The following is a 19,969-nucleotide window of genomic DNA, read 5'->3' on the forward strand; positions in this document are numbered from 1 at the left end:
GTTTTGTAGTTAATTTAAAGTCAATAAATATTTTGAGTAACTGTAATGGTTCCGAATAGACTTGAATGGCTACAAAGAAAATAAACCTTTCTTTAGAAAACTTGGTAGTTCTAGAGAAAATTTGGGTATTGAACTCGTTGATAGACAATCAAGAGCCATTAGAATTATGTTCTAAGGCATATAGGATACCACCTTCACTAACTCAGTTGGTGATGTTATACTAGATATTCACGATATCTCAGATGTCGGGTAATGTCTCGGTTAAAAGTATCAGTTAATAAACAATACCTTCACCAAATTGGAAAAAGCCTTGATTCGTAACAAAAATGCCAAAGGTATTGAGAAAAATACTCCTTTTGTTAAATAACTAGTTAAGCACTAGTAGGTAGAGGTGGAATATGACAACCCAAAATTTGCTGATCCCTCATGCTTATACGTATCTGCTTGTGAAAATTGGTGTTTTAGTTCTAGCATTGTTGCTGTGGTTTATATTTACAGCAGCCCCTGTTATTTAATTGCATTCACCACTTAGAGATGTTTAATCAAACGTCTCTATTTTATCGAATTTAGCGATGAATATCTTTTTGAAAATTAACAGAATTAGTCAACCAACCCCGTCGCCAAAAAAAGTATAGTAAACTGATTGCCACTAACGCCATTACTCCTAAACATAGCGGGTAGCCCCAATACCAATTTAATTCCGGCATATTGTGGGGTGATTTTTCGGTATTGAAATTCATCCCATATACCCCAGCAATAAAAGTCAAAGGAATAAAAATAGAAGAAACCACCGTCAGCAGTTTCATGATTTCATTCATTTTATTACTAATTGCTGATAAATAAACATCCATTAAACCAGCCACTAATTCTCGATAAGTTTCCACTATATCCATGACTTGAACTGCATGATCATAACAGTCTCTTAGATAAATTCTCACATCATCACTAATTAATTCACTACCATCTCTAATTAAAGAATTAATCGCATCTCTTTGTGGCCAAATTGCGCGACGTAGTTGTAATAATTCCCGCCGAATTTGATATATTTTTTGCAATGTTTGTTGACTAGGATTAACGATTACTTCGTCTTCTAAATCATCAATTCGTTCGCCATAAAGTTCTAAAACTGGGAAGAATCCATCAATAATTGCGTCTAATAAAGAATAAGCCAAGTAATCACTACCTTGTCTGCGGATAATACCTTTATTCTTATTAATTCTCATTCTCACCCCATCAAAACAATCGTGTTCTGGTTCTTCTTGCACTGTCAAAACATAATATTTGCCTAAAACTAAACTCACTTGTTCACTATAAAAACCGCCATTATTATGATTAGGTACAACCATGTGGGCAATAATCACTAATTGCTCTTCATAATCCTCGATTTTTGGTCGTTCTACCATGTTGACAATATCTTCTAAAATTAGAGTATGTAAATCAAAAGTTTGACCTAAACGATGTAAAATATCTTTACTACCTAAACCTTGAACATCTACCCAAGAAACAGATTCTGTATCCAAATAATTAAGACATTCTTCTGGATAACTTATTTGTTTCTGAATGAGTTCAGTTTGGTTATAGTCAATCAGAAAAATAATTGGTTGTTCAGCATTTTCATCAACAATGATTGTTCCTGGTGGAGTTCCTGCTTGGTGAAAAAATTCTTTATCGTGTGATTTATGGATAAATTTGGAAACTCGGCGAATTTTCTTAACCATAAATTTTAAGTCTCTAGATATTACTGATTTAAATCTTAACGCATATCATATAATACTTCTAATTTATCCAGATATAAAAAGCAGAAAAATATGCTTATGCAACCAAATCAGCAAACATTTTGGTTAATTGAACCTGAAGCAAAACCATTGCAGCAGATTATAGGTGGTGGTTTTATTTTACCAGATGGACAAGTAGCGTACCTTTGGTCAGCGCAGCTATCGCTAGAATTTTACCACATTCCAGTTATGCCACCAATGCATCTCTACCATCTTTTCAACAACTGCAAAATCAAAGAGGGAGAAAATTAGTATTTGGAGAAAACTCACGAAATAATTATCATCTCCAAAGTTTTAAACTAGTAAGGGATCAAGATGTAACAGGTATCAACATTTCTGGTATAGTTGCCATAGGATGTTATTTTCAACTTTTCCATCAAGATATTAGTCAACATTCTGCTAATATTGAAGTTATGCAATGGTTGAAAGCACCTAAATCCACAGCCTGGTATACTCAAGGATGGGAACAAATTGCCTTAATTCATGGACATAAAGGTAAAACCAAAATTATTGTAGATTAAATATACCCTATTCCAGAGATCTTCCATTTATGAATACTAGTGAAAATCTGATCTTAGTTGTTGGTTCTACCGGTGGAGTTGGACAACTTGTAGTTAGTAAACTATTAGAAAAAGGCTTACCAGTTCGTATTCTCACCAGGAATGCCGAAAAAGCCGCAAAAATGTTTAATAACAAAGTAGAAATTGCAATTGGTGATATCTGTGAACCCAGCACATTGACAGCAGCAATGGCAAATATTACCGCCATTATTTGTTGTACAGGAACTACCGCTTTTCCCTCTGCAAGATGGGAATTTAATCAAACCCCCAATATGATTGAATTGGTAATAACTGCATTTAATCCCCAATTTTTAGAAGACAAAGCGAAAAATACCCCGACTAAAGTTGATACTCAAGGTGTAATTAATCTGATCTCCGCAGCACCAAAAAACTTAAACCGCTTCGTGTTTGTTTCTTCCTGCGGAATTCTCCGTAAACATCAATTTCCTTTTAATATTTTGAATCTTTTTGGTGTACTTGATGCTAAAGAAAAAGGAGAACAAGCCATTATTAATTCGGGAATCCCTTATACTATCATTCGTCCCGGACGTTTAACCGATGGCCCTTATACATCCTATGATCTCAATACCCTACTCAAAGCCACAAGTGAAGGTAAATTAAACGTCATTTTTGGAAAAGGAGATACAATTTCCGGTGATACTAGCCGAATTGATGTAGCTGCAACTTGTGTAGAAAGTTTATTTTATCAAAATTCTATTAACAAAGTTTTTGAAATAGTCAATCAAGGAGATAGACCGACTATAATTGATTGGCAAAATCTTTTTTCACAATTATAAAAAAGAGAGCAAAAAAATATGAATTATAAAACTTTTGTAGTGCGGGCATTTTGCCCGCTGGATATGTACCTCATAACACCGGAAAGTGCTGTATATCCCAATGCCAAAATTTCCCAAGAATTAAGTTCCCTTGCCATAACAACAATTTTTCCCGTCTACCTACTTACTTAAAAAAACTTCAAAGAATCTAATCTTCCCAGAATAGTCATATCTTCAGCATCTAATTCCACAGGAATACCACTGCGAATTAGTTCTGAAAAATCCTCATTAGGAACCATAATTGTTAAGGCATAAAGACGATTTTTACCAGTATTTTTAATTAAATGTGTCCCTGTTGGTGGTACTAAAAAACTATCTCCAGCTTTGATATTTACTGTTTTCCCATCACAAATTGCAATGCCTTCTCCTTTAAGGATAAAAAACATTTCTACAGCCCATTGATGCCGATTTGGTGGTGTTTGTCCACCAACATCAAAGATTTCCACACAACAAGTTAAAGAAGTATTAGCACTTGCAGAATCAAAGATAATTGCTAATCGGTTAGAGTCACGGGGACTAATTCGATATGCTTGATAATCTTTGGGAGATTTAATAATGGGAATTACACAACTAGTATCGTACATATTTTTAATGGGTAATTGGTGATGAAGAAATGGGTAGAAAATCCCCAAAAACAGGACTTACTAACTAAAGTAAGCCCTGATAGATTTTAATCTCAGGTTATACCCATTTGAAAAATAGATGATTGCAAAACCAATTCACTATCCCAATGGGATAAAATAGAATGACTAAAGTTTTTTCTCTGTCTTCACTTCAGCTTCTACCTTGACACTTTTCACACCAACTATTTCCTTGATTAAAGTTTCAGCTTGTGTAATTTCTTGCTGAGAAGTTGCTGTTCCTTTAAGGATAATTGCCCCATTTTTGTTGACTACTTCCAACTTATTCTCAGGTAAACTGGCTTTTAGTTTTTTGCTAATTTCAGTTTTTAAGTCGGTTGTAGATGTAGAAGTTGCAGAAGGAGTTGCAGTAGAAGTTGCAGTAGGAGTTGCAGTAGGAGTTGCAGTAGAATTATCTATAATTCGCGTCGTATCAGAAGCGGGTTTGGCTGGTACAGCAGGAGTTTCACTGGTAGTACCAGTAGTTTCTGAACCTGTTTTTGGTGCTTCTTGACAACCAACCATACCAGCTAATAAAACGCTACTAACGAGAAAAGGAATGAGCTTTTTCATGTTGATTTCCAAAATTGAATACTTGAAGTGATGGATTTTACTGTGAGTGATGCCCAGGAGCAAATCTTAAAAAACAATTAAATTGCTACACCCAAAAGTCATAAACCAAATACCTGAATAACTGACAATATGACAACTTTCCAATAACTAAATTAAAACGCTTTTATTGAAAAGAGCCAATTTAATTGTACTCATGGCTATAGAATATTGACGGTTTGATGCTCACTGATAGCCACTATCTCTATATTCTCTATCATAGAGACTCAGCCGCATCTTTTTTGGGATTGATAATTGGGGACTGGGGACTGGGAAGTGGGGGAAGTGGAGGAAGTGGGGGAAGTGGGGGAAGTGGGGGAAGTGGGGGAAGTGGAGGAAGTGGAGGAAGTGGGGGAAGTGGAGGAAGTGGGGGAAGTGGGGGAAGTGGAGGAAGTGGAGGAAGTGGAGGAAGTGGGGGAATATTTCTTCCCAATGACAACTGACAACCGACAACTGACAACTGACAAAGAGAGGATATTGCACCTGAATTGTTCGGTTATACCACTTTCTATCTTCACACTAATGACGATAATCTCGTAGATATAGTTTGCAAATGTCTAATATAGCCACCATTAGCTGCTGAAGCAATCAAGAGGTGAAAACCTGTGTACGAATGGATTTTGCCAAGTCTCAAGGAAGTTTTATCTGAAAATCAATCTCATCTTGCTGAGTGTTCCTCGGCTAAAGCAGAACAGCAATGGCGTGTCAGTCTCGCAGCCACGGAAAACTTGCTGTTGAAAACTTTAGCTGCAACTTCACCTGATACTACTCCAGGTTTGGTATTAGCCGCACCTGCACCTTTATTTAGTCACCCCCAACTAACACAACGGTTACAAACGGTAACTTTTACAGCCAGACCTTTTAACCCTTTGGCGTTGATGCCATTCATTATGCCATCAGAAATGGCGCGGAATATAAATAATATAGAAACAAATACTTCCGATAATACTACTTTTCAAGAATCTATCTTACCTTTATTACCGGCTGATCCTTTGGGTGCGGAACAGTTTTGTTTGGTGTTTACAGATAAATTTAGATTAGTTTTGGTTTTGGGGGAACATCAAAATGGTAAAAAAGAGTTTTTGTTTTCCTTTGAACCGGAAATAGTAAAAAAAGCTTGGCAATCTTTAGGTGCTAGGGTAGTTTTAACTAATCCAGAATTGTTTGCTGATTTAGATATTCAGGTGCAAAACTATCCTTTGGTTGCACCAGATTATCACACTATAATTCAATTTAGTCAGTTATTACTTCAAGAATTAACAATTACAGAAAATAATCCAGTTACACATACTTCATCACATTTTCATTCACCAACTCCACTGCCAAAATCTCCATCTCGTTCTGACATAGAATTACTCCAAGCCTTTGCTCATGAAGTTCGTACTCCATTGACAACTATTCGGATGATGACACGGTTACTATTAAAACGGCAGGATTTGCCGGGGAATGTAATCAGTCGTTTAGAAGTTATTGATCATGAATGTACTGAGCAAATTGACCGGATGGAGTTATTATTTAAAGCAGCAGAATTAGAGAATTTATCACAACCTTTAAAATTGGCTAATTCACACTTGACCCCAATGTGTTTAGAGGATATTTTACTGCAAAGTATTCCCCGTTGGCAACAAGCAGCAACTCGGCGTAATTTAACTTTAAATGTGGTTTTACCGAAGCAATTCCCCACGGTGGTTAGTAATCCGGCGATGTTAGACCGGGTACTTACTGGTTTAATAGAGAATTTTACTCGCAGTTTACCTGCTGGTAGTTGTATTCAGGTGCAAGTAATGACTGCTGGTGATCAGCTAAAATTGCAATTATCTCCTCAGTTTGATTGTCAAGATAAAGGCTATACAACAACACCACCAATTCGCAAATCTTTAGGTCAATTATTAATGTTTCAGCCGGAAACAGGGGCAATTAGTTTAAATATGGCAGCAACTAAGCATTTATTTCAAGCAATTGGTGGAAAGTTGATTGTGCGTCAACGTCCTCAAAATGGGGAAGTATTAACAATTTTCTTACCTTTGGAAGTCGGTCATCAAGTGTAAAATAGATTTTCTACAACTTGGTGCGAAACAAGGGCGGGGAAACCCCACCCCTTGAAGATGGGTTAATTAATTTTGGCTATTTATTCTTTGCTGTAAAGCTTCCCGTGCTTGTTCTCTGTCGTCAAAATGAATTTTTTCAGTACCCAGAATTTGATAGTCTTCGTGACCCTTACCGGCTAATAATACACCGTCTCCAGGTTGAGCCTGTAAAATAGCCGTCCGAATTGCGGTAGCGCGATCGCTCACAACCATTGGTTGTACTATATCAGGAATACCTGCTAATACGTCCTGTAATATCTTTTCTGGGTTTTCCGTGCGGGGGTTGTCTGATGTCACTACTGCTAAATCTGCGAGTTCAGCCGCTATTTTACCCATTTTTGGACGTTTAGTGCGATCGCGGTCTCCTCCACAACCAAACACACAAATCATTTTACCAGGAATAAACGGCCGGGCAGCTTTCAGTAAATTCTCCAAACTATCGGGAGTATGGGCATAATCTACAATCACGCTAATATCTTGCTGTGGGTGAATTTGCACCCGTTCCATGCGGCCAGGAACGCCGGGAAACCCAGGAATGGCATTTGCTACCAATTGCAAATCTAAACCCACATGGACAACCGCACCCACAGCAGCTAAAAGATTTTCTAAGTTATATTGACCAACTAAAGGACAACTAAAATCTACATTTCCTTGGGGAGTATGTAAAATTCCGCTCACACCATTTGGTTGATAATTTAAATCACTCATCCAAAAATCAGCGGTACTATCATTAACGCTATAACTCCAAACCTGTTCTGGACTCAAGGACGCAATTATCCGTTTACCATAAACATCATCAGCGTTGATAATTGCCCGTCCGTGGAGATAATTGGGACTAAATAACAACGCTTTCGCGGCAAAATAGTCCTCCATATCCTTGTGATAGTCCAAATGGTCTTGGGTAAGGTTGGTAAATACCCCCACTTCAAAAGCACAATTCAAAACTCTACCCTGGTGCAAAGCATGAGAACTAACTTCCATTACCCCAGTTTCACAACCAGCATTCATGGCTTTAGCTAATTGTTGCTGCAAATCTACTGCAAAAGGAGTAGTATTCACAGCGGTTTCCTCAAAACCAGGCCAGCGGGTGTAAAGTGTGCCTATTAAAGCCGTCGGTAAATTAGCGTGAGTTAGGAAATATTCAATCAGATGAGTGGTGGTAGTTTTACCATTTGTCCCCGTCACACCCACCATTTTCAGTTTTTGTCCAGGATAACCATAAAAAGCTGCGGCTATTTGAGCGCAGGCTTTAGTCATATTATCGGCACTAATGACTACAGAGTTAGCTGTAGGCGGATTTTTCTGCATTGCTTCCGAAGAAATAATCGCCGCTACAGCACCAGCAGCTAAAGCACCTGGCCAAAACTCTCCACCGTCTACTCTAGTTCCTGGCATTCCGATAAACAAATCTCCCACTGTGCAAGCATGGGAATTAGTTTTAAGTCCCTGAATATCAATATCTGGTATATTTACAGAATTAATCCCATCTACAGTCGCTAATAATTCCCGTAATTTCATCTGGTGAACCTCGCCACAAGCTTGTCTTGCGCTTATTCTGCATCATTTTGTCATCTATTGGGAGACATATTGACCTAACATTTTTTCTAAACGTTCGATACTGAGACGGGGAGAAGGACGGGGTATCAGTTTTTCTGTGCCGTCCCTGGTGACTAAATGCAGTACCGGGATTTCGTATTGATATGCTGCAAACCAATCTTCACGGGTGGTAATATCTCGAATTTCTAGCTGGAAACTGAGATTTTTGATTTGTGCTAGTTTTTCCTGTAAGCCTTCACAAAGATGACAACCGGGTTTGCTGTAGAGAATTAATTGCATGGGTGGAGATTTAAACGATGAAAATGTATTTTATGATTATTTTAACTGAATATATCAAAAATGTCAGAATCAGGATACTCACCGATTAAAGGATTAACAGGATAAGAAAGTAGATAATAGTTAATAAAATTGGTTCTACCGTTCCCCTTATGATCAAACATCCTTTTAATATATCCAAAACCATTGGTGTACATGGGTTTAATCTAAATTAATAAGACCTCAAATCCAATCGGTGTAGGGGTTTCAGGGATATTTTACCGAAAATATCATAAAGGGAGCGGTAGAGCCTTTAAAATTAACACCTAAAAACCCATTTGATAAAATTGCACCTCCGCGTTCGGTTGAGAAATATATAATTTATGAACAAAAAGCTAAATCTACTAGTAATGAAAATAACAAAACCAATAAAGCAAACAATGATAAAAATGATAAAAGCTTAAATAGTGAATGGAAGCTATTTTTCAAAATCTTGATAACGTTATTAATAATAATTCCTATAATATTTCCATTATTTATTATAATGAGAGACGTTAAAGAATTTAAAAATATTTTTTTTAAAATCTATAATAGACAATCACCACCTATACAGATAGCAAAATTACAACTAGTAAATAAACAAATAGCATATTTATCTTTTGGTGATCAACAGCAATATCCAATTAATCTTTTGAATCCTGAGATAGATGTTGTACCAACAGGTGAGGATACTATTATAATAAACAAAAAAATACAGCCAGATTATGATAAAATATCTGTTAAGGTTGTTAAACCAAAAGAAAGTTATTGTATAAATTTTAAAAAAGACGAAAATACTTGGATATTAGAAATAAGAGATAATGAAAATGAATTTGTTGTCATAGAGTTGGTTTCAACTCTACCTCAATTAACCAAATAGAATGGATAGAAAATGAAATTCTTACTAAAAAATAGCAAGTTATTAACTACTGTTGTAATTACACTTTTTTTTATATCCAGTTGTAATAATAATCCAAAGCCACCAGTTATAAAAGATACAACTTCTCCAATACCAGAGACTCCTGAGATTAAAAAACAAACTGTATTGATTATTGGTACTTCACCTTCAAGTGGAGTTATAATCTCTAGCAAGGATAATCAATACTATATCCTCACAGCTAAACATAATGTAGAGGACATACCTTCCGATATGAGTGATTCATATAAAGTGGAAACATATGATGGAGAACAATATAAAGTTGATTATACAAAAGTGAAACAAGATCCAATTCTAGATTTAGCAATAGTAGAATTTACTAGTGACAAAAAATATCCTGTAGCAAGATTGAGTAAAGATTTAAAACGAGATGCAAATGTTTCTATTTCTGGATGGAAAGATTGTTTCAAGCCAGAATACGAATTTAACAAGGGACAAGTTTTGCAGGTAATTTCATCTTCATCAGAAGTAAATAATAATAAGCAATCTAAAGAACAAGAGTATGAAGATGAAGATTTTCAAAACGGCTATATAGTTGAATACACTAATACAACTATGAAAGGTATGAGTGGCAGCCCTGTATTTAATGATACGGATCATGTGGTTGCAATTCATGCTAGATCAGGACACCGGAAAGAATATAATAGTAAAGAATGTAAACCTTTAACCCAAGATTTTAGTAACAATTGGGGTATACCGATAGAAAAGTTTTTGCAATCAAGCCTATCTTCAGGTATAAGTTTAAAAGAAGATAATATTCCTATTCCAGAGTCTTCACCTACAAGTAATCTCATCAATGAACTTCGTAAAACTCCATCATCTGACCTTTTAGAAAGCTGTATATTTTGCGTCCTGAAAAACATCAATGATTTATTTAAATCTACTCACCTGGCTTTAATTGCTTCTAAAGCATACCTTTAGTTTTTGAGTAGCCGCAGTATTTTAATTATACATGATAAGCAGTGATTACCTTTTTCTGATCAGGAGTATAAATAGATTCTACTCTTGGGTATTGTTCATGAACCCACCAAACTTTAATTCTGTTACCTTGCGCTGGAGCAGTTCCTGATATAGAATAACCAGCATCAATCATTAATTTTTCAAATTGATTTGCATCTAAAATTGTACATTTAAACTTTGGTAGTCCCTGTATTTGATGCTTATTGAGGGTCATAACTACCCTGATAAGTTGTGAATATCTTATAACCTGGTAATACTAAAGCCATACCCACATTACTATGTATCGTACCTGGATATCTGTAAGGTTGATCATCAGGAATAGCACCACCAAACCGAATATGTATTCCTGGTAGCCATAAGTAAAATCCAGGAATTAATAAATCCATACTGTAAGCTATTTCTCTCATTGCTTCATGAGTGAAGTTATTGCTTGTCAGTGTAAAATTGGTGTTTGTAATGTTCAACATAAGTTTTCAATCTCCAATTAGGAATTGTGACAAGAGGAATTAGTTTCAATTAATGTTCTATTTTATCCCCAAAATTGACAATTGACAATTATAAATTATCAATTATCAATTTAATTACTTCTTGGATATTCCCGATTTCCTAAACTACAACCTTTTCCAAAATCAACTTAGAACGCTTCATTTTTTCAGGAATAGCCACGGGATAATTACCAGTAAAACAAGCTGAACAAAAACTATTAGTATCTTCTCTGGTGGTTTCTAACATTCCTTCCCAACTCAAATAAGCTAAACTATCAACTTGTAATTGCTTGGCTATTTCTTCAACTGACTTCGTAGCAGCAATTAATTGATCTTGGGTATCAGTATCAATACCATAGAAACAAGGATGAGTTACAGGAGGAGAAGAAATTCTCATGTGGACTTCTGCTACACCAGCATCACGCAAGGCTTGCACAAGTTTGCGGCTAGTAGTTCCCCGGACAATGGAATCATCAATAATCACAACTCGCTTACCGAATAAGACATCTTTAAGGGGATTAAGTTTCATTTTAATCCCTGATTCCCGCATGGCTTGGGTAGGTTGAATAAAGGTGCGACCGACGTAGCGATTTTTAATCAGTCCTTCACCATAAGCTATACCAGAAGCTTGAGAAAAACCAATGGCCGCAGGAATACCAGAATCAGGAACACCAAACACTAAATCAGCTTCTACAGGGGCTTCAGCCGCCATTTTCCGTCCTAACCGCATTCGATAACTATATAAAGTTTCGTTGTGCATGAGGCTATCAGGACGGGCAAAATAGATCATTTCAAAGATGCAAAGTTTGCGTTCTGATTGTTGATGCCATTGAAATGATTCTAAACCAGTTTCAGTGATCCAAACCAATTCTCCAGGGGCAACATCACGCAGATATTCCGCACCGATAATATCTAAACCGCAGGTTTCGGAAGCGAGAACATAACGGACTGGGTTACTATCTAAAGTACCAATAACTAAGGGACGAATGCCGTTGGGGTCACGGACTCCCATTATACCATCAGGTGTGGCAATAGTCAGACTAAATGCACCCTCGCAACGATGAAAGGCACTCATAGCCCCTGTTACCCAATCTACACCAGCGTTGACTTCCTGAGCGATCGCATAAGCAATCATTTCCGAGTCCGTGGTCGTGATTAAGTTAAACTTATCTTTGAGTAACTCTTCTCGCAATTTTACGGTATTGACTAAATTACCATTATGTGCTAGAGCTAATAAACCCAACCGAGTTTCCACCACAGCGGGTTGGGCGTTAACTTTGCGACTAGAACCGGTAGTGGAATAGCGATTATGACCAACTGCCAAATTTCCGGGTAATTGATCTAAAATGGTTTCATTAAAGACTTGAGACACCAAACCCATATCTTTGTGCTGGTGGACACGCGTACCCTCAAAGGTAGCAATCCCAGCAGATTCTTGACCCCGATGCTGAAGAGCATACAATCCAAAATAGGTCAATTTAGCAACGTCTTGTTCTGGGGCATAAATGCCAAACACACCACAAGCTTCTTCTGGCTTGTCAGGGCGCTCTTCATGACTATTGATTGGGTTGTTGGCAATTTGGGGGTACTCATCCGAATTCATGGGAATCATGCTGGTATTGCTCCTGGTGGGGACGTTTTTCAAAAGTCAAAAGTCAAAAGCAAAGAAATTCTAGTTGTCATCCTGCTTTAGGGAGAGTTGAAAACTTCTTAACAAATCTTTAACCATCCATTAAAACAGTACCGTAAATTGGTTAAGAATCAAGTGCGAATTGTGAATTTTCGTATTCAAACCTTGATTTTTGCTGTTGATTAGGTATTGGTGTAGATAGCGAGACGTTTAGAGATTGCCTGAGAATAGCGATCGCTCATATCTTCGAGACTAACCTGGAGTAACTTATGGTTATCTGCGGTTAAAATCTCTAAATTACCGGAATTAGTCACTGTTCCCAGTTTTTGCCAATTCTCTGGAAGAGTTCGGTGTAAATAGGATTCCCATTTTTCTTGGTTTTCTCCACTGACAGAAACTAAAATTCTCGCCCCACCTTCACCAAAAAGAACTTCATCAAAACGGGAATCGTGATTTGCACTAATTGGGAAATTAATTTCCGCCCCCAAATTCCCAGAAAGACAAGATTCGGCTATAGCAACAGCCACACCACCCTCAGCCGAATCATGGGCAGAATTTACCCAACCAGCGCGAATACCCTCACGACAAGCCTTTTGTACAAGCCGTTCTAAATCAAAATCAATTCTAGGCGGCTTACCAGCGATCGTATTATGAATAGTTGCCAAATATTCAGAAGCACCCAATTCTATTTTAGATTTTGGATTTTGGATTTTGGATTGAATTGATAAACCTAGAAGATAAATTATATCATCTGCATTTTGCCAACCTTGTCCGCAAATTTTGGTTAAATCAGGAATCAATCCCACCATACCCACAACCGGAGTCGGATAAATTGGTTGGGGATTACCTTCTGCGTCAAAAGTTTCATTGTAGAGAGAGACATTCCCCCCAGTTACCGGCGTTCCCAACTCCCGACAACCCTCACTCAAACCCCGACAAGCGGACGCTAATTGCCAATAACCAATGGGTTTTTCTGGACTACCAAAATTGAGGTTATCCGTCACAGCGATGGGTTCAGCACCCACACAGCTAAGATTGCGGGCAGCTTCCGCGACTACTGCCTTTGCCCCTTCATAAGGATCAAGATAAACATAACGAGAATTACAATCTACCGTAGCTGCAACGCCGGATTTTAGATTTTGGATTTTGGATTTTGGATTTTGGGGTGCTTCTAAGGGACGGATACGAATCACAGCCGCATCTGCACCACCGGGTAACAATACGGTGTTATTTTGAACTTGATGGTCATATTGGCGATAAACCCAGCTTTTAGAAGCAATAGAGGGAGTATCTAGCAAAGTCAATAGAATCTGATTCCAACTTTGCAGACTTCCTGCAATTTCAATACCCGCAGCATTGCCAACAGGTAAACTATCACTTGTCCATTGCCATGCTTTTTGGGCATATTCCGGGGCTTCTGTTAATAATTCTCTTTCATACAAAGGCGTATTTTCCGCCAAAGCATCAGCCGGGATTTCGGCAGCTATTTTCCCCTCAAACCAAATTCTGACAATGGGTTCTGCAATTACAGTCCCCGCAACCACCGCTTGCAGTCCCCAACGGTGGAAAATATCAATTAATTCCTGTTCTCGTCCTTTTTCGGCCACAAACAACATTCGTTCTTGAGATTCCGAAAGCAGGTATTCATAGGGAATCATTCCCGATTCCCGCACCGGAATTTTATCTAAATCGAAGTCAATCCCCACACCACCTTTTGCAGCCATTTCCGAAGTGGAACAGGTGATACCCGCAGCCCCCATATCCTGTGCCGCAACTACAGCCCCGGTTTTAAATGCCTCTAAACAAGCTTCAATCAAAGACTTTTCGACAAATGGATCTCCTACTTGCACAGCGGGACGGTTATCCATTGATTCCTCAGTTAATTCCGCACTGGCAAAACTTGCGCCGCCCATGCCATCCCGTCCGGTGGTTGAACCCACATACAGCACGGGATTTCCTAAGCCTGAAGCCCCTGATTTAACAATTTCCGCCGTTTCCATCAAACCCAGTGCCATGACGTTGACCAGGGGATTGACCGAGTAAGCGGGGTCAAAATAGACTTCACCACCTACAGTCGGCACTCCAACGCAGTTACCATAATGGCTTATGCCCGCCACTACGCCTGCAAACAATCTTTGGGTTTTGGGATCATTCAAATCTCCAAAGCGCAAAGAATTTAATAAGGCTATGGGACGCGCCCCCATGGTAAAGATATCTCTTAATATCCCACCTACTCCCGTGGCTGCACCTTGAAATGGTTCAACGGCGGAAGGGTGGTTATGGGATTCTATTTTAAACGCTAATTGTAGTCCGTCGCCGATATCCACAACTCCAGCATTTTCACCGGGTCCGACAAGAATGCGTGGTCCGGTGGTGGGAAACTGTTTGAGTAATGGACGGGAATTTTTATAACAGCAATGTTCTGACCACATCACCCCAAACATTCCTAGTTCGGCTTTGTTGGGGTGACGGCCTAAGCGGCGGACGATTTCGGTATATTCTTCTGGTTTTATGCCTTCTGAGGCTATTTCTTGGGGGGAAAAGGGATTTTCACCAAATGTGGTCATGGAAGTTATGCACCAAGAGGACAGAGAAATATTCTATCTGAGATTCCCAACTTCTTTTTTTTTAATCTTGTCATTGACAAAAATTTCTGGTAAATGGGCTGGAATCGTATCAGGTTTGTGTTTGACACTCCCCGGTCTAAAGACGCGGGGATTCTTAAGATTTTACAATCCTAATATCCTGTTCACACAGGTTCCCAGACTCAGTACGTTTGCACAAAAGTGCGTGCTGATACCGCCAGTTGCTCTACTTGGGGAAACCCCAAGACCGCACTGGCTCATCTTCTGGGCGTTTAGCTGTTAAACAGCAAGTTTCGCGGAGTCCCCGCGTACTATTTCCAAAGCTCTATCTCTAATCGTTTTAGCAGCACCAATATCAGCGTGTTCGTGATATCCACATTCAGTACAAATGAATTTCTCACCATCACGATTTGACTTATCAGTATGCCCACAATTCCTACATTCTTGACTGGAGTATTTAGGATTAATCTTAATTACAACTTTTCCTTGCTTTACAGCGAGATACTCAATTTTTAAAATTAAATCACTCCAACTTGCATCAGAAATAGAACGGTTTAATCCTTTTTTTCTAGATTGCCCATTCTTTAAAAATCTTCCAGTTTTTTCATCGGTCTTAACTTGGCAACGCCTCAACATACCGGAGACATTTAAATCTTCTAAAGCAATAGCATCAACCTTTCTAGAAACTATTGTATTAGCAACACTCCATTGATAAGCAGTCCTTTTATCTGTAATCTTTTTGTGAAACCGTCCTACCTTATTAGCTGCTTTTTTACGATTCTTACTACCCTTGACTTTACGATTAATCCGTCGCTGTCTAATTTTTAAAGTGCGTCTAGCTTTTTTGTTGGTTGAGAATCTAGGATTATCAATTTGATGTCTGTCGGAGAAATGGACAAGTTTAGTTATTCCTAAGTCACAACCAAGAATAGAATTAACTTCGTTTAGCGGTTTTTTTACATAGTCTGGTATGGTTTTATCTTCAATTCTAATTGAGACATACCAACCATCTTGACGCTTTCTTAATGTGGCAGCTTTGATAGTAAAGCCTGTTGGTATTGAGCGATAATTGAAAAAACGCAGCCATCCCAACTTAGGAAGATAGATTTTATTCCCTTGAGCTTTTACGCCCATCTGGTAAGTAAAAGAGGTAAAATTACTCCGGTTTTTAAACTTAGGAAACCCTCTCCCTTCAAAAAAGTTTTTATAGGCAGTGTCAAGGCGTTTGACATTTTGCTGTAGGACTGTAGAGTCAATCTCAGCAAACCAAGGTCTAGCTTTTTTTAGATATGGTAATGCCGTTATTTGAATATCACCAGCACTGCGTCGAGGGTTTTTGATGTTGCCATTTTTATCGGTTTTAACATCCTTCCACGGCTCTCCACTTGCTCCATTTTTACTGACAAAACAAGTTAATGGACAAGCTTCTGCTTTAGTCCTAATATCACAATAGTCACCTTGAATAAATTGCTGGTTGTATTGAGCTATTCTGTCAGCCAAACTCCAATTGTAAGTAGACCGGAGCATATCTAGCCAACCGTCCATTTTATCGGATTGACTAATATTAGGACGTAGCTTATATACATAGTTTGTTAGCAAATATAAGTCCCTCCCATTGTTGTTTCCTTTATTTGATTAAACAATAGCCATATACAAATAGCAAGTAAATATTTTAAGGTTATGGCTAAGTTTTCTCCAGACGAGTACAGGCACGAAAGCAACGCAGTCTCACTGCTGAATTGTCTATTGCGTAAAATTTGATTAATTTCTTTTCTTACTAATGCCCAAAATGGATTATCCAATAATTGAAGCATAAATTTCATAAAATGTCTTTACCTTGATCTTGTAGTTTCCCTTTCTTTTTTTGTTACTCTAACTCACATAAGGCGTTAACTTACTTAAATTAATAAGATCATCATTATTAGGCTTTTTTGCGGTTAAGTTTTAGCGTGAGTCTGATTTTATACTTGTTAATCCTAAGCATTCGGCTAATTGTGCAATTTTGAGTTCTGCTTGTTCAGCCCTGATTCTTGAGAATTGGGCTTTTTCTTGACCATAAACCTAATTCTACTCCTCAAGGTAAAATAGAATAATGTCGACATTCATTACTATGGGATGAACAATAAAACAAATAGTCGGTTCTGATACGGCATTTCTATTGCTATCAAGAGATAATAATTAAATCTTCAATCAATCTTGATTACCATCTGACACAAAATTAATAATTAGTTTCATAACTAATAACTAATAACTGATGATTGATCACTAATTAGGTCTTGTTCTGATGTCAAATATTTATAATACCCAAGAGTTAATTCAGATATTGGCAACCGAACGCCAAGCTTGCTTAAAAGGTGAACGTTTAAAGTTAGATGTAACTGTTTCTGGTAATCCATTTATAGATCAGTTTGTCAGAACCGACGGACTGCAAAGATTTACGGCCTACCAAGATTTTAAAACCTCTATTCATGAATATCAACGAGAAAATCAAGTTTCTGGAATTATCTGGAAAGATATGACTGTTAAAGGTAAAAATCTGCATTATCCAGAAATTGATACTGAATTAATCGCTTTAGAAAGTGATTTAGAAATATTGAAACCTGCCAAAGATACAATTTTAGAATTTTGGTATTTAGTCACAGGGGAAATGGATTTACATTTAAGTTTTAGTAATGGTAAACAACATCAAAAAATTGCCAAAGTAGATGTAGAAAGAATTGTCCAAAGAACAGAATGGGCAACTTTATTAAAATGGGAAAATCCGAACTTTCTAGAAATCATTTTACAATTAGGTTGGGGACAACCTCAAGAAGCAGCTTATAAAAGAGGAAGACCACTAGCGGGGAGTGAATTTATTCATGCAGTTAATCCGGGATGTTATCCTATCGGTTAATATGAGGATTTTCATCAAGGTGTGGGGGTTGGTTGTGGTGTTATTTCGGAAGTAGGAACACCCATATAAAAAAGTAGAAATACTAAAACAAATGCTGCAAATGCTCCTGTGGCTTTAACCTGGGTTCTTGTCTTCATAAAAGGTATTGAAGCTTGTAAACCAAGATCACCAGAAACTAAATAACCGGCAATACCAGCAAATGCAGATGCTAAAAATCTTACAATAGCTAAAGCACTACCATTCATACTTCTAGGGTTGAGAATCAGGACGATAAAAGCTATTAATACTATTAAAGCCATAGCCAAAGCAATACCCCGTTCAGCAGAAGAAATAGTTGGTTTTTCAGGTTTTTGTGTCATAGTCGGTTTGCGTGGTTTTTGTGATTCTATTCTCTCACGATTTTGGCGTTTTCGTCTTTCTGCTTCTGATTCAATCCCATTTAGCAGTTCTAGCGCATTAAATGTTTCTATTAGTCCTTCGGGAATGTAAGGTGAATTTCTCTCTGCATAAACCAGTAAATTTTTATAATCTGCAAATATACCAGAATATCCGGGAATTGGTACTTTTTCTTTCGCTTCTAAACCTTTAATAGTTTGATGAATACTATCGAACTGAGAACGAATTATTGCGAGTAACTCTCTGCGGGTGGAACTATTACCACTAATAAAAATAAAGATTTTGCGGTCTTCTTGATCACTTTTTAATAATGCTCGATTGTTGCCAGATTTTAATACAATACCACTTCGCCACCAAGTTTTTTTATCTGCTTGATGGTGCATTCTCACAATAAAACGGGAAATAATGCTGCTAGGTAAAATATTATAATGATATTCAAAAGCCAGAACATTCTCCCATTCCCCAGTTGCAGGTTCTTCCTTTGGTAACAAGTCAGGAATGAGATATTGATTTTTATTATCCAAAGGAAAACAGAGTTCAAACTTCTCCATCATTTTGATAATAAATTCTGGCTTATCGTCGGGATATTTAACAGGATCTAAAATTCTTCTTAGTTCTTTAAGTGTCAATATACCCCGAAATTGAGTCATTAATAAATTGTCATTGAGAATTTTATAAACACCACTTGTTACCCATTCCGAATTAAGCACCGGAACACCTTTTAAGCCGAAATCATCTCTAAAATTGAGAACAATACCCAGTTGATGCAGCAATTCAATTAAAGTAGATTGTTTAAGTTCTTCAATAATTTGTTCATTCTGGCAAATACTTTGATATTCGTGGTAAAGAATATAGTCCTTTTTCGTCTTTTCTAAATGGGTTTTTACCTGAAACCAACTTTTAGGTAAAGGGTCATTAATGCCTTCTAAATTAGTAAGTTCGCGTTTAATAATTAATAATAATTTTTCTATACCTGCTCCAGTTTTACAAGAAATAGGAACTATATCTTTAATATTTTCGTATTTTCTGCGTAAGCCTGTTTGATCAAGATCCAAAGGATGATCATCAATTTTATTGCCAACTAAAATAATCGGGGAATCACCGCCAAAACTCTGAATAATTTTTAGCCAATATTCCAATCTATTTTGTTGTTCATTTTCACGGGCATTAATTACCAGCAAATAAAGGCTCCGTTTAGTGAGAAAAAATTGGTGGGTAGCGTGCATGATTTCCTGTCCACCAAAATCCCATATATTTAGTCGAATGTTTTGCTGATTAACTTCTAAACGCCAATTTTCAATATTGATGCCTTGGGTTTTGCTTTCGTTGGCATCAAATGTGTTATTAATCAGTCGTTTAACTAGGGAAGTTTTACCCACAGTTCCTTGACCAACTAGCAATACCTTAGCTTCATTGAGAGGTTGTTTCTCCTCAGTTTCCAGAGAGAAATAGTAGGTGAGAATCTGTGACGGTTTACCTAAGCTATCCCAACTGCTCCCTAAAATTTCTGCGGGAATATTTAGCTGATTCCCACGTAAATCGAGTTTTTCGAGTTGAGATAATTGTTGAATGGCTTCTGGCAATGTTGTCAGTTGATTGTAACTGAGGTCAAGCTCCCTCAGATTGGAGAGTTGGGCAATGGCTTCTGGCAATGTTGTCAGTTGATTGTTACTGAGGTAAAGCACGCTCAGATTGGAGAGTTGGGCAATGGCTTCTGGCAATGTTGTCAGTTGATTGTTACTGAG

At 37.6% G+C, this 19,969-nt stretch carries 19 protein-coding genes; 8 read left to right on the plus strand and 11 right to left on the minus strand.

Annotated features, from left to right (window positions below; translation table 11 throughout):
- Positions 1-566: 566 nt before the first annotated feature.
- Positions 567-1,718: a magnesium/cobalt transporter CorA gene (gene corA / locus AN490_RS04570; RefSeq protein WP_300000412.1), complete on the minus strand. Its 1,152-nt coding sequence runs from the start codon at positions 1,716-1,718 to the stop codon at positions 567-569.
- A gap of 203 nt (positions 1,719-1,921) precedes the next feature.
- Here corA and AN490_RS04575 point away from each other — a divergent pair, with 203 nt between their 5' ends.
- Genes AN490_RS04575 through AN490_RS04585 form a run of 3 tightly spaced genes read left to right on the plus strand, consistent with a single transcriptional unit; the run spans position 1,922 to position 3,303 of the window.
- Complete coding sequence (locus AN490_RS04575) at positions 1,922-2,296, plus strand: hypothetical protein (protein WP_300000414.1); 375 nt, start codon at positions 1,922-1,924, stop codon at positions 2,294-2,296.
- Between the two features lie 29 nt (positions 2,297-2,325).
- Positions 2,326-3,132 (plus strand): SDR family oxidoreductase, encoded by an 807-nt coding sequence (locus tag AN490_RS04580; RefSeq protein WP_300000416.1) that lies wholly within the window; start codon positions 2,326-2,328, stop codon positions 3,130-3,132.
- 18 nt (positions 3,133-3,150) lie between these two features.
- A complete protein-coding gene (locus AN490_RS04585; protein WP_300000418.1) occupies positions 3,151-3,303 on the plus strand; it encodes a hypothetical protein in 153 nt (50 codons plus the stop codon).
- On the opposite strand, the gene AN490_RS04590 is transcribed toward AN490_RS04585, so the two are convergent.
- Together AN490_RS04590 and AN490_RS04595 are read right to left on the minus strand one after the other, a co-directional pair.
- Positions 3,300-3,755, minus strand: a complete 456-nt coding sequence (locus AN490_RS04590) for a cupin domain-containing protein (protein ID WP_300000420.1) — start codon at positions 3,753-3,755, stop codon at positions 3,300-3,302. The genes AN490_RS04585 and AN490_RS04590 overlap by 4 nt on opposite strands.
- A gap of 165 nt (positions 3,756-3,920) precedes the next feature.
- On the minus strand, positions 3,921-4,364 hold the full coding sequence (locus AN490_RS04595; protein WP_300000422.1) for a BON domain-containing protein: 444 nt from the start codon (positions 4,362-4,364) through the stop codon (positions 3,921-3,923).
- A 218-nt stretch (positions 4,365-4,582) separates the two neighbouring features.
- Here AN490_RS04595 and AN490_RS04600 point away from each other — a divergent pair, with 218 nt between their 5' ends.
- Entirely contained in the window at positions 4,583-4,843 is a 261-nt protein-coding gene (locus AN490_RS04600) for a hypothetical protein (RefSeq protein WP_300000424.1), read from the plus strand.
- A gap of 162 nt (positions 4,844-5,005) precedes the next feature.
- Complete coding sequence (locus tag AN490_RS04605) at positions 5,006-6,448, plus strand: HAMP domain-containing sensor histidine kinase (RefSeq protein WP_300000425.1); 1,443 nt, start codon at positions 5,006-5,008, stop codon at positions 6,446-6,448.
- A gap of 66 nt (positions 6,449-6,514) precedes the next feature.
- On the opposite strand, the gene AN490_RS04610 is transcribed toward AN490_RS04605, so the two are convergent.
- Positions 6,515-8,005, minus strand: a complete 1,491-nt coding sequence (locus tag AN490_RS04610; protein ID WP_300000426.1) for a UDP-N-acetylmuramoyl-L-alanyl-D-glutamate--2,6-diaminopimelate ligase — start codon at positions 8,003-8,005, stop codon at positions 6,515-6,517.
- Positions 8,006-8,059: 54 nt separating this feature from the next.
- Positions 8,060-8,323, minus strand: coding sequence for a glutaredoxin family protein (locus AN490_RS04615; RefSeq protein WP_015083559.1), 264 nt, complete (start codon positions 8,321-8,323; stop codon positions 8,060-8,062).
- A 520-nt stretch (positions 8,324-8,843) separates the two neighbouring features.
- Between AN490_RS04615 and AN490_RS04620 the strand changes: the two genes are divergently transcribed.
- Entirely contained in the window at positions 8,844-9,218 is a 375-nt protein-coding gene (locus AN490_RS04620) for a hypothetical protein (RefSeq protein WP_300000430.1), read from the plus strand.
- 12 nt (positions 9,219-9,230) lie between these two features.
- A complete protein-coding gene (locus tag AN490_RS04625) occupies positions 9,231-10,196 on the plus strand; it encodes a serine protease (RefSeq protein ID WP_300000432.1) in 966 nt (321 codons plus the stop codon).
- A gap of 25 nt (positions 10,197-10,221) precedes the next feature.
- On the opposite strand, the gene AN490_RS04630 is transcribed toward AN490_RS04625, so the two are convergent.
- The 5 genes from AN490_RS04630 to AN490_RS04650 form a co-directional block, all read right to left on the minus strand.
- Positions 10,222-10,449, minus strand: a complete 228-nt coding sequence (locus tag AN490_RS04630) for a hypothetical protein (RefSeq protein ID WP_148766153.1) — start codon at positions 10,447-10,449, stop codon at positions 10,222-10,224.
- The gene (locus AN490_RS04635) at positions 10,436-10,702 is read right to left on the minus strand and encodes a hypothetical protein (protein ID WP_148766155.1); all 267 of its coding nucleotides are present in this window, start codon (positions 10,700-10,702) and stop codon (positions 10,436-10,438) included. Before AN490_RS04635 ends, AN490_RS04630 begins: the two co-directional genes overlap by 14 nt.
- Before the next feature lie 139 nt (positions 10,703-10,841).
- A complete protein-coding gene (gene purF / locus AN490_RS04640; RefSeq protein ID WP_300000435.1) occupies positions 10,842-12,332 on the minus strand; it encodes an amidophosphoribosyltransferase in 1,491 nt (496 codons plus the stop codon).
- A gap of 200 nt (positions 12,333-12,532) precedes the next feature.
- Complete coding sequence (purL, locus tag AN490_RS04645) at positions 12,533-14,917, minus strand: phosphoribosylformylglycinamidine synthase subunit PurL (protein WP_300000437.1); 2,385 nt, start codon at positions 14,915-14,917, stop codon at positions 12,533-12,535.
- 297 nt (positions 14,918-15,214) lie between these two features.
- Positions 15,215-16,534, minus strand: a complete 1,320-nt coding sequence (locus tag AN490_RS04650; RefSeq protein ID WP_300000439.1) for a transposase — start codon at positions 16,532-16,534, stop codon at positions 15,215-15,217.
- 685 nt (positions 16,535-17,219) lie between these two features.
- Here AN490_RS04650 and AN490_RS04655 point away from each other — a divergent pair.
- Positions 17,220-17,828, plus strand: coding sequence for a hypothetical protein (locus AN490_RS04655; protein WP_300000441.1), 609 nt, complete (start codon positions 17,220-17,222; stop codon positions 17,826-17,828).
- 14 nt (positions 17,829-17,842) lie between these two features.
- On the opposite strand, the gene AN490_RS04660 is transcribed toward AN490_RS04655, so the two are convergent.
- The coding region (locus AN490_RS04660; RefSeq protein WP_300000443.1) for a COR domain-containing protein at positions 17,843-19,969 on the minus strand (2,127 nt) is incomplete at its 5' end.

It is taken from the genome of Anabaena sp. AL09 (assembly GCF_001672255.1).
Lineage (GTDB): Bacteria > Cyanobacteriota > Cyanobacteriia > Cyanobacteriales > Nostocaceae > Dolichospermum > Dolichospermum lemmermannii.

Bases quoted from the DNA above. Each gene is read 5' to 3' on its own strand.
- AN490_RS04625 (WP_300000432.1), top strand. From the start codon at position 9,231: ATGAAATTCTTACTAAAAAATAGCAAGTTATTAACTACTGTTGTAATT.
- AN490_RS04585 (WP_300000418.1), top strand. From the start codon at position 3,151: ATGAATTATAAAACTTTTGTAGTGCGGGCATTTTGCCCGCTGGATATG.
- AN490_RS04610 (WP_300000426.1), bottom strand. From the start codon at position 8,005: ATGAAATTACGGGAATTATTAGCGACTGTAGATGGGATTAATTCTGTA.
- AN490_RS04655 (WP_300000441.1), top strand. From the start codon at position 17,220: ATGTCAAATATTTATAATACCCAAGAGTTAATTCAGATATTGGCAACC.
- AN490_RS04580 (WP_300000416.1), top strand. From the start codon at position 2,326: ATGAATACTAGTGAAAATCTGATCTTAGTTGTTGGTTCTACCGGTGGA.
- AN490_RS04615 (WP_015083559.1), bottom strand. From the start codon at position 8,323: ATGCAATTAATTCTCTACAGCAAACCCGGTTGTCATCTTTGTGAAGGC.
- purL (WP_300000437.1), bottom strand. From the start codon at position 14,917: ATGACCACATTTGGTGAAAATCCCTTTTCCCCCCAAGAAATAGCCTCA.
- AN490_RS04590 (WP_300000420.1), bottom strand. From the start codon at position 3,755: ATGTACGATACTAGTTGTGTAATTCCCATTATTAAATCTCCCAAAGAT.
- AN490_RS04635 (WP_148766155.1), bottom strand. From the start codon at position 10,702: ATGTTGAACATTACAAACACCAATTTTACACTGACAAGCAATAACTTC.
- AN490_RS04600 (WP_300000424.1), top strand. From the start codon at position 4,583: ATGCTCACTGATAGCCACTATCTCTATATTCTCTATCATAGAGACTCA.
- corA (WP_300000412.1), bottom strand. From the start codon at position 1,718: ATGGTTAAGAAAATTCGCCGAGTTTCCAAATTTATCCATAAATCACAC.
- AN490_RS04595 (WP_300000422.1), bottom strand. From the start codon at position 4,364: ATGAAAAAGCTCATTCCTTTTCTCGTTAGTAGCGTTTTATTAGCTGGT.
- AN490_RS04630 (WP_148766153.1), bottom strand. From the start codon at position 10,449: ATGACCCTCAATAAGCATCAAATACAGGGACTACCAAAGTTTAAATGT.
- AN490_RS04620 (WP_300000430.1), top strand. From the start codon at position 8,844: ATGAGAGACGTTAAAGAATTTAAAAATATTTTTTTTAAAATCTATAAT.
- purF (WP_300000435.1), bottom strand. From the start codon at position 12,332: ATGATTCCCATGAATTCGGATGAGTACCCCCAAATTGCCAACAACCCA.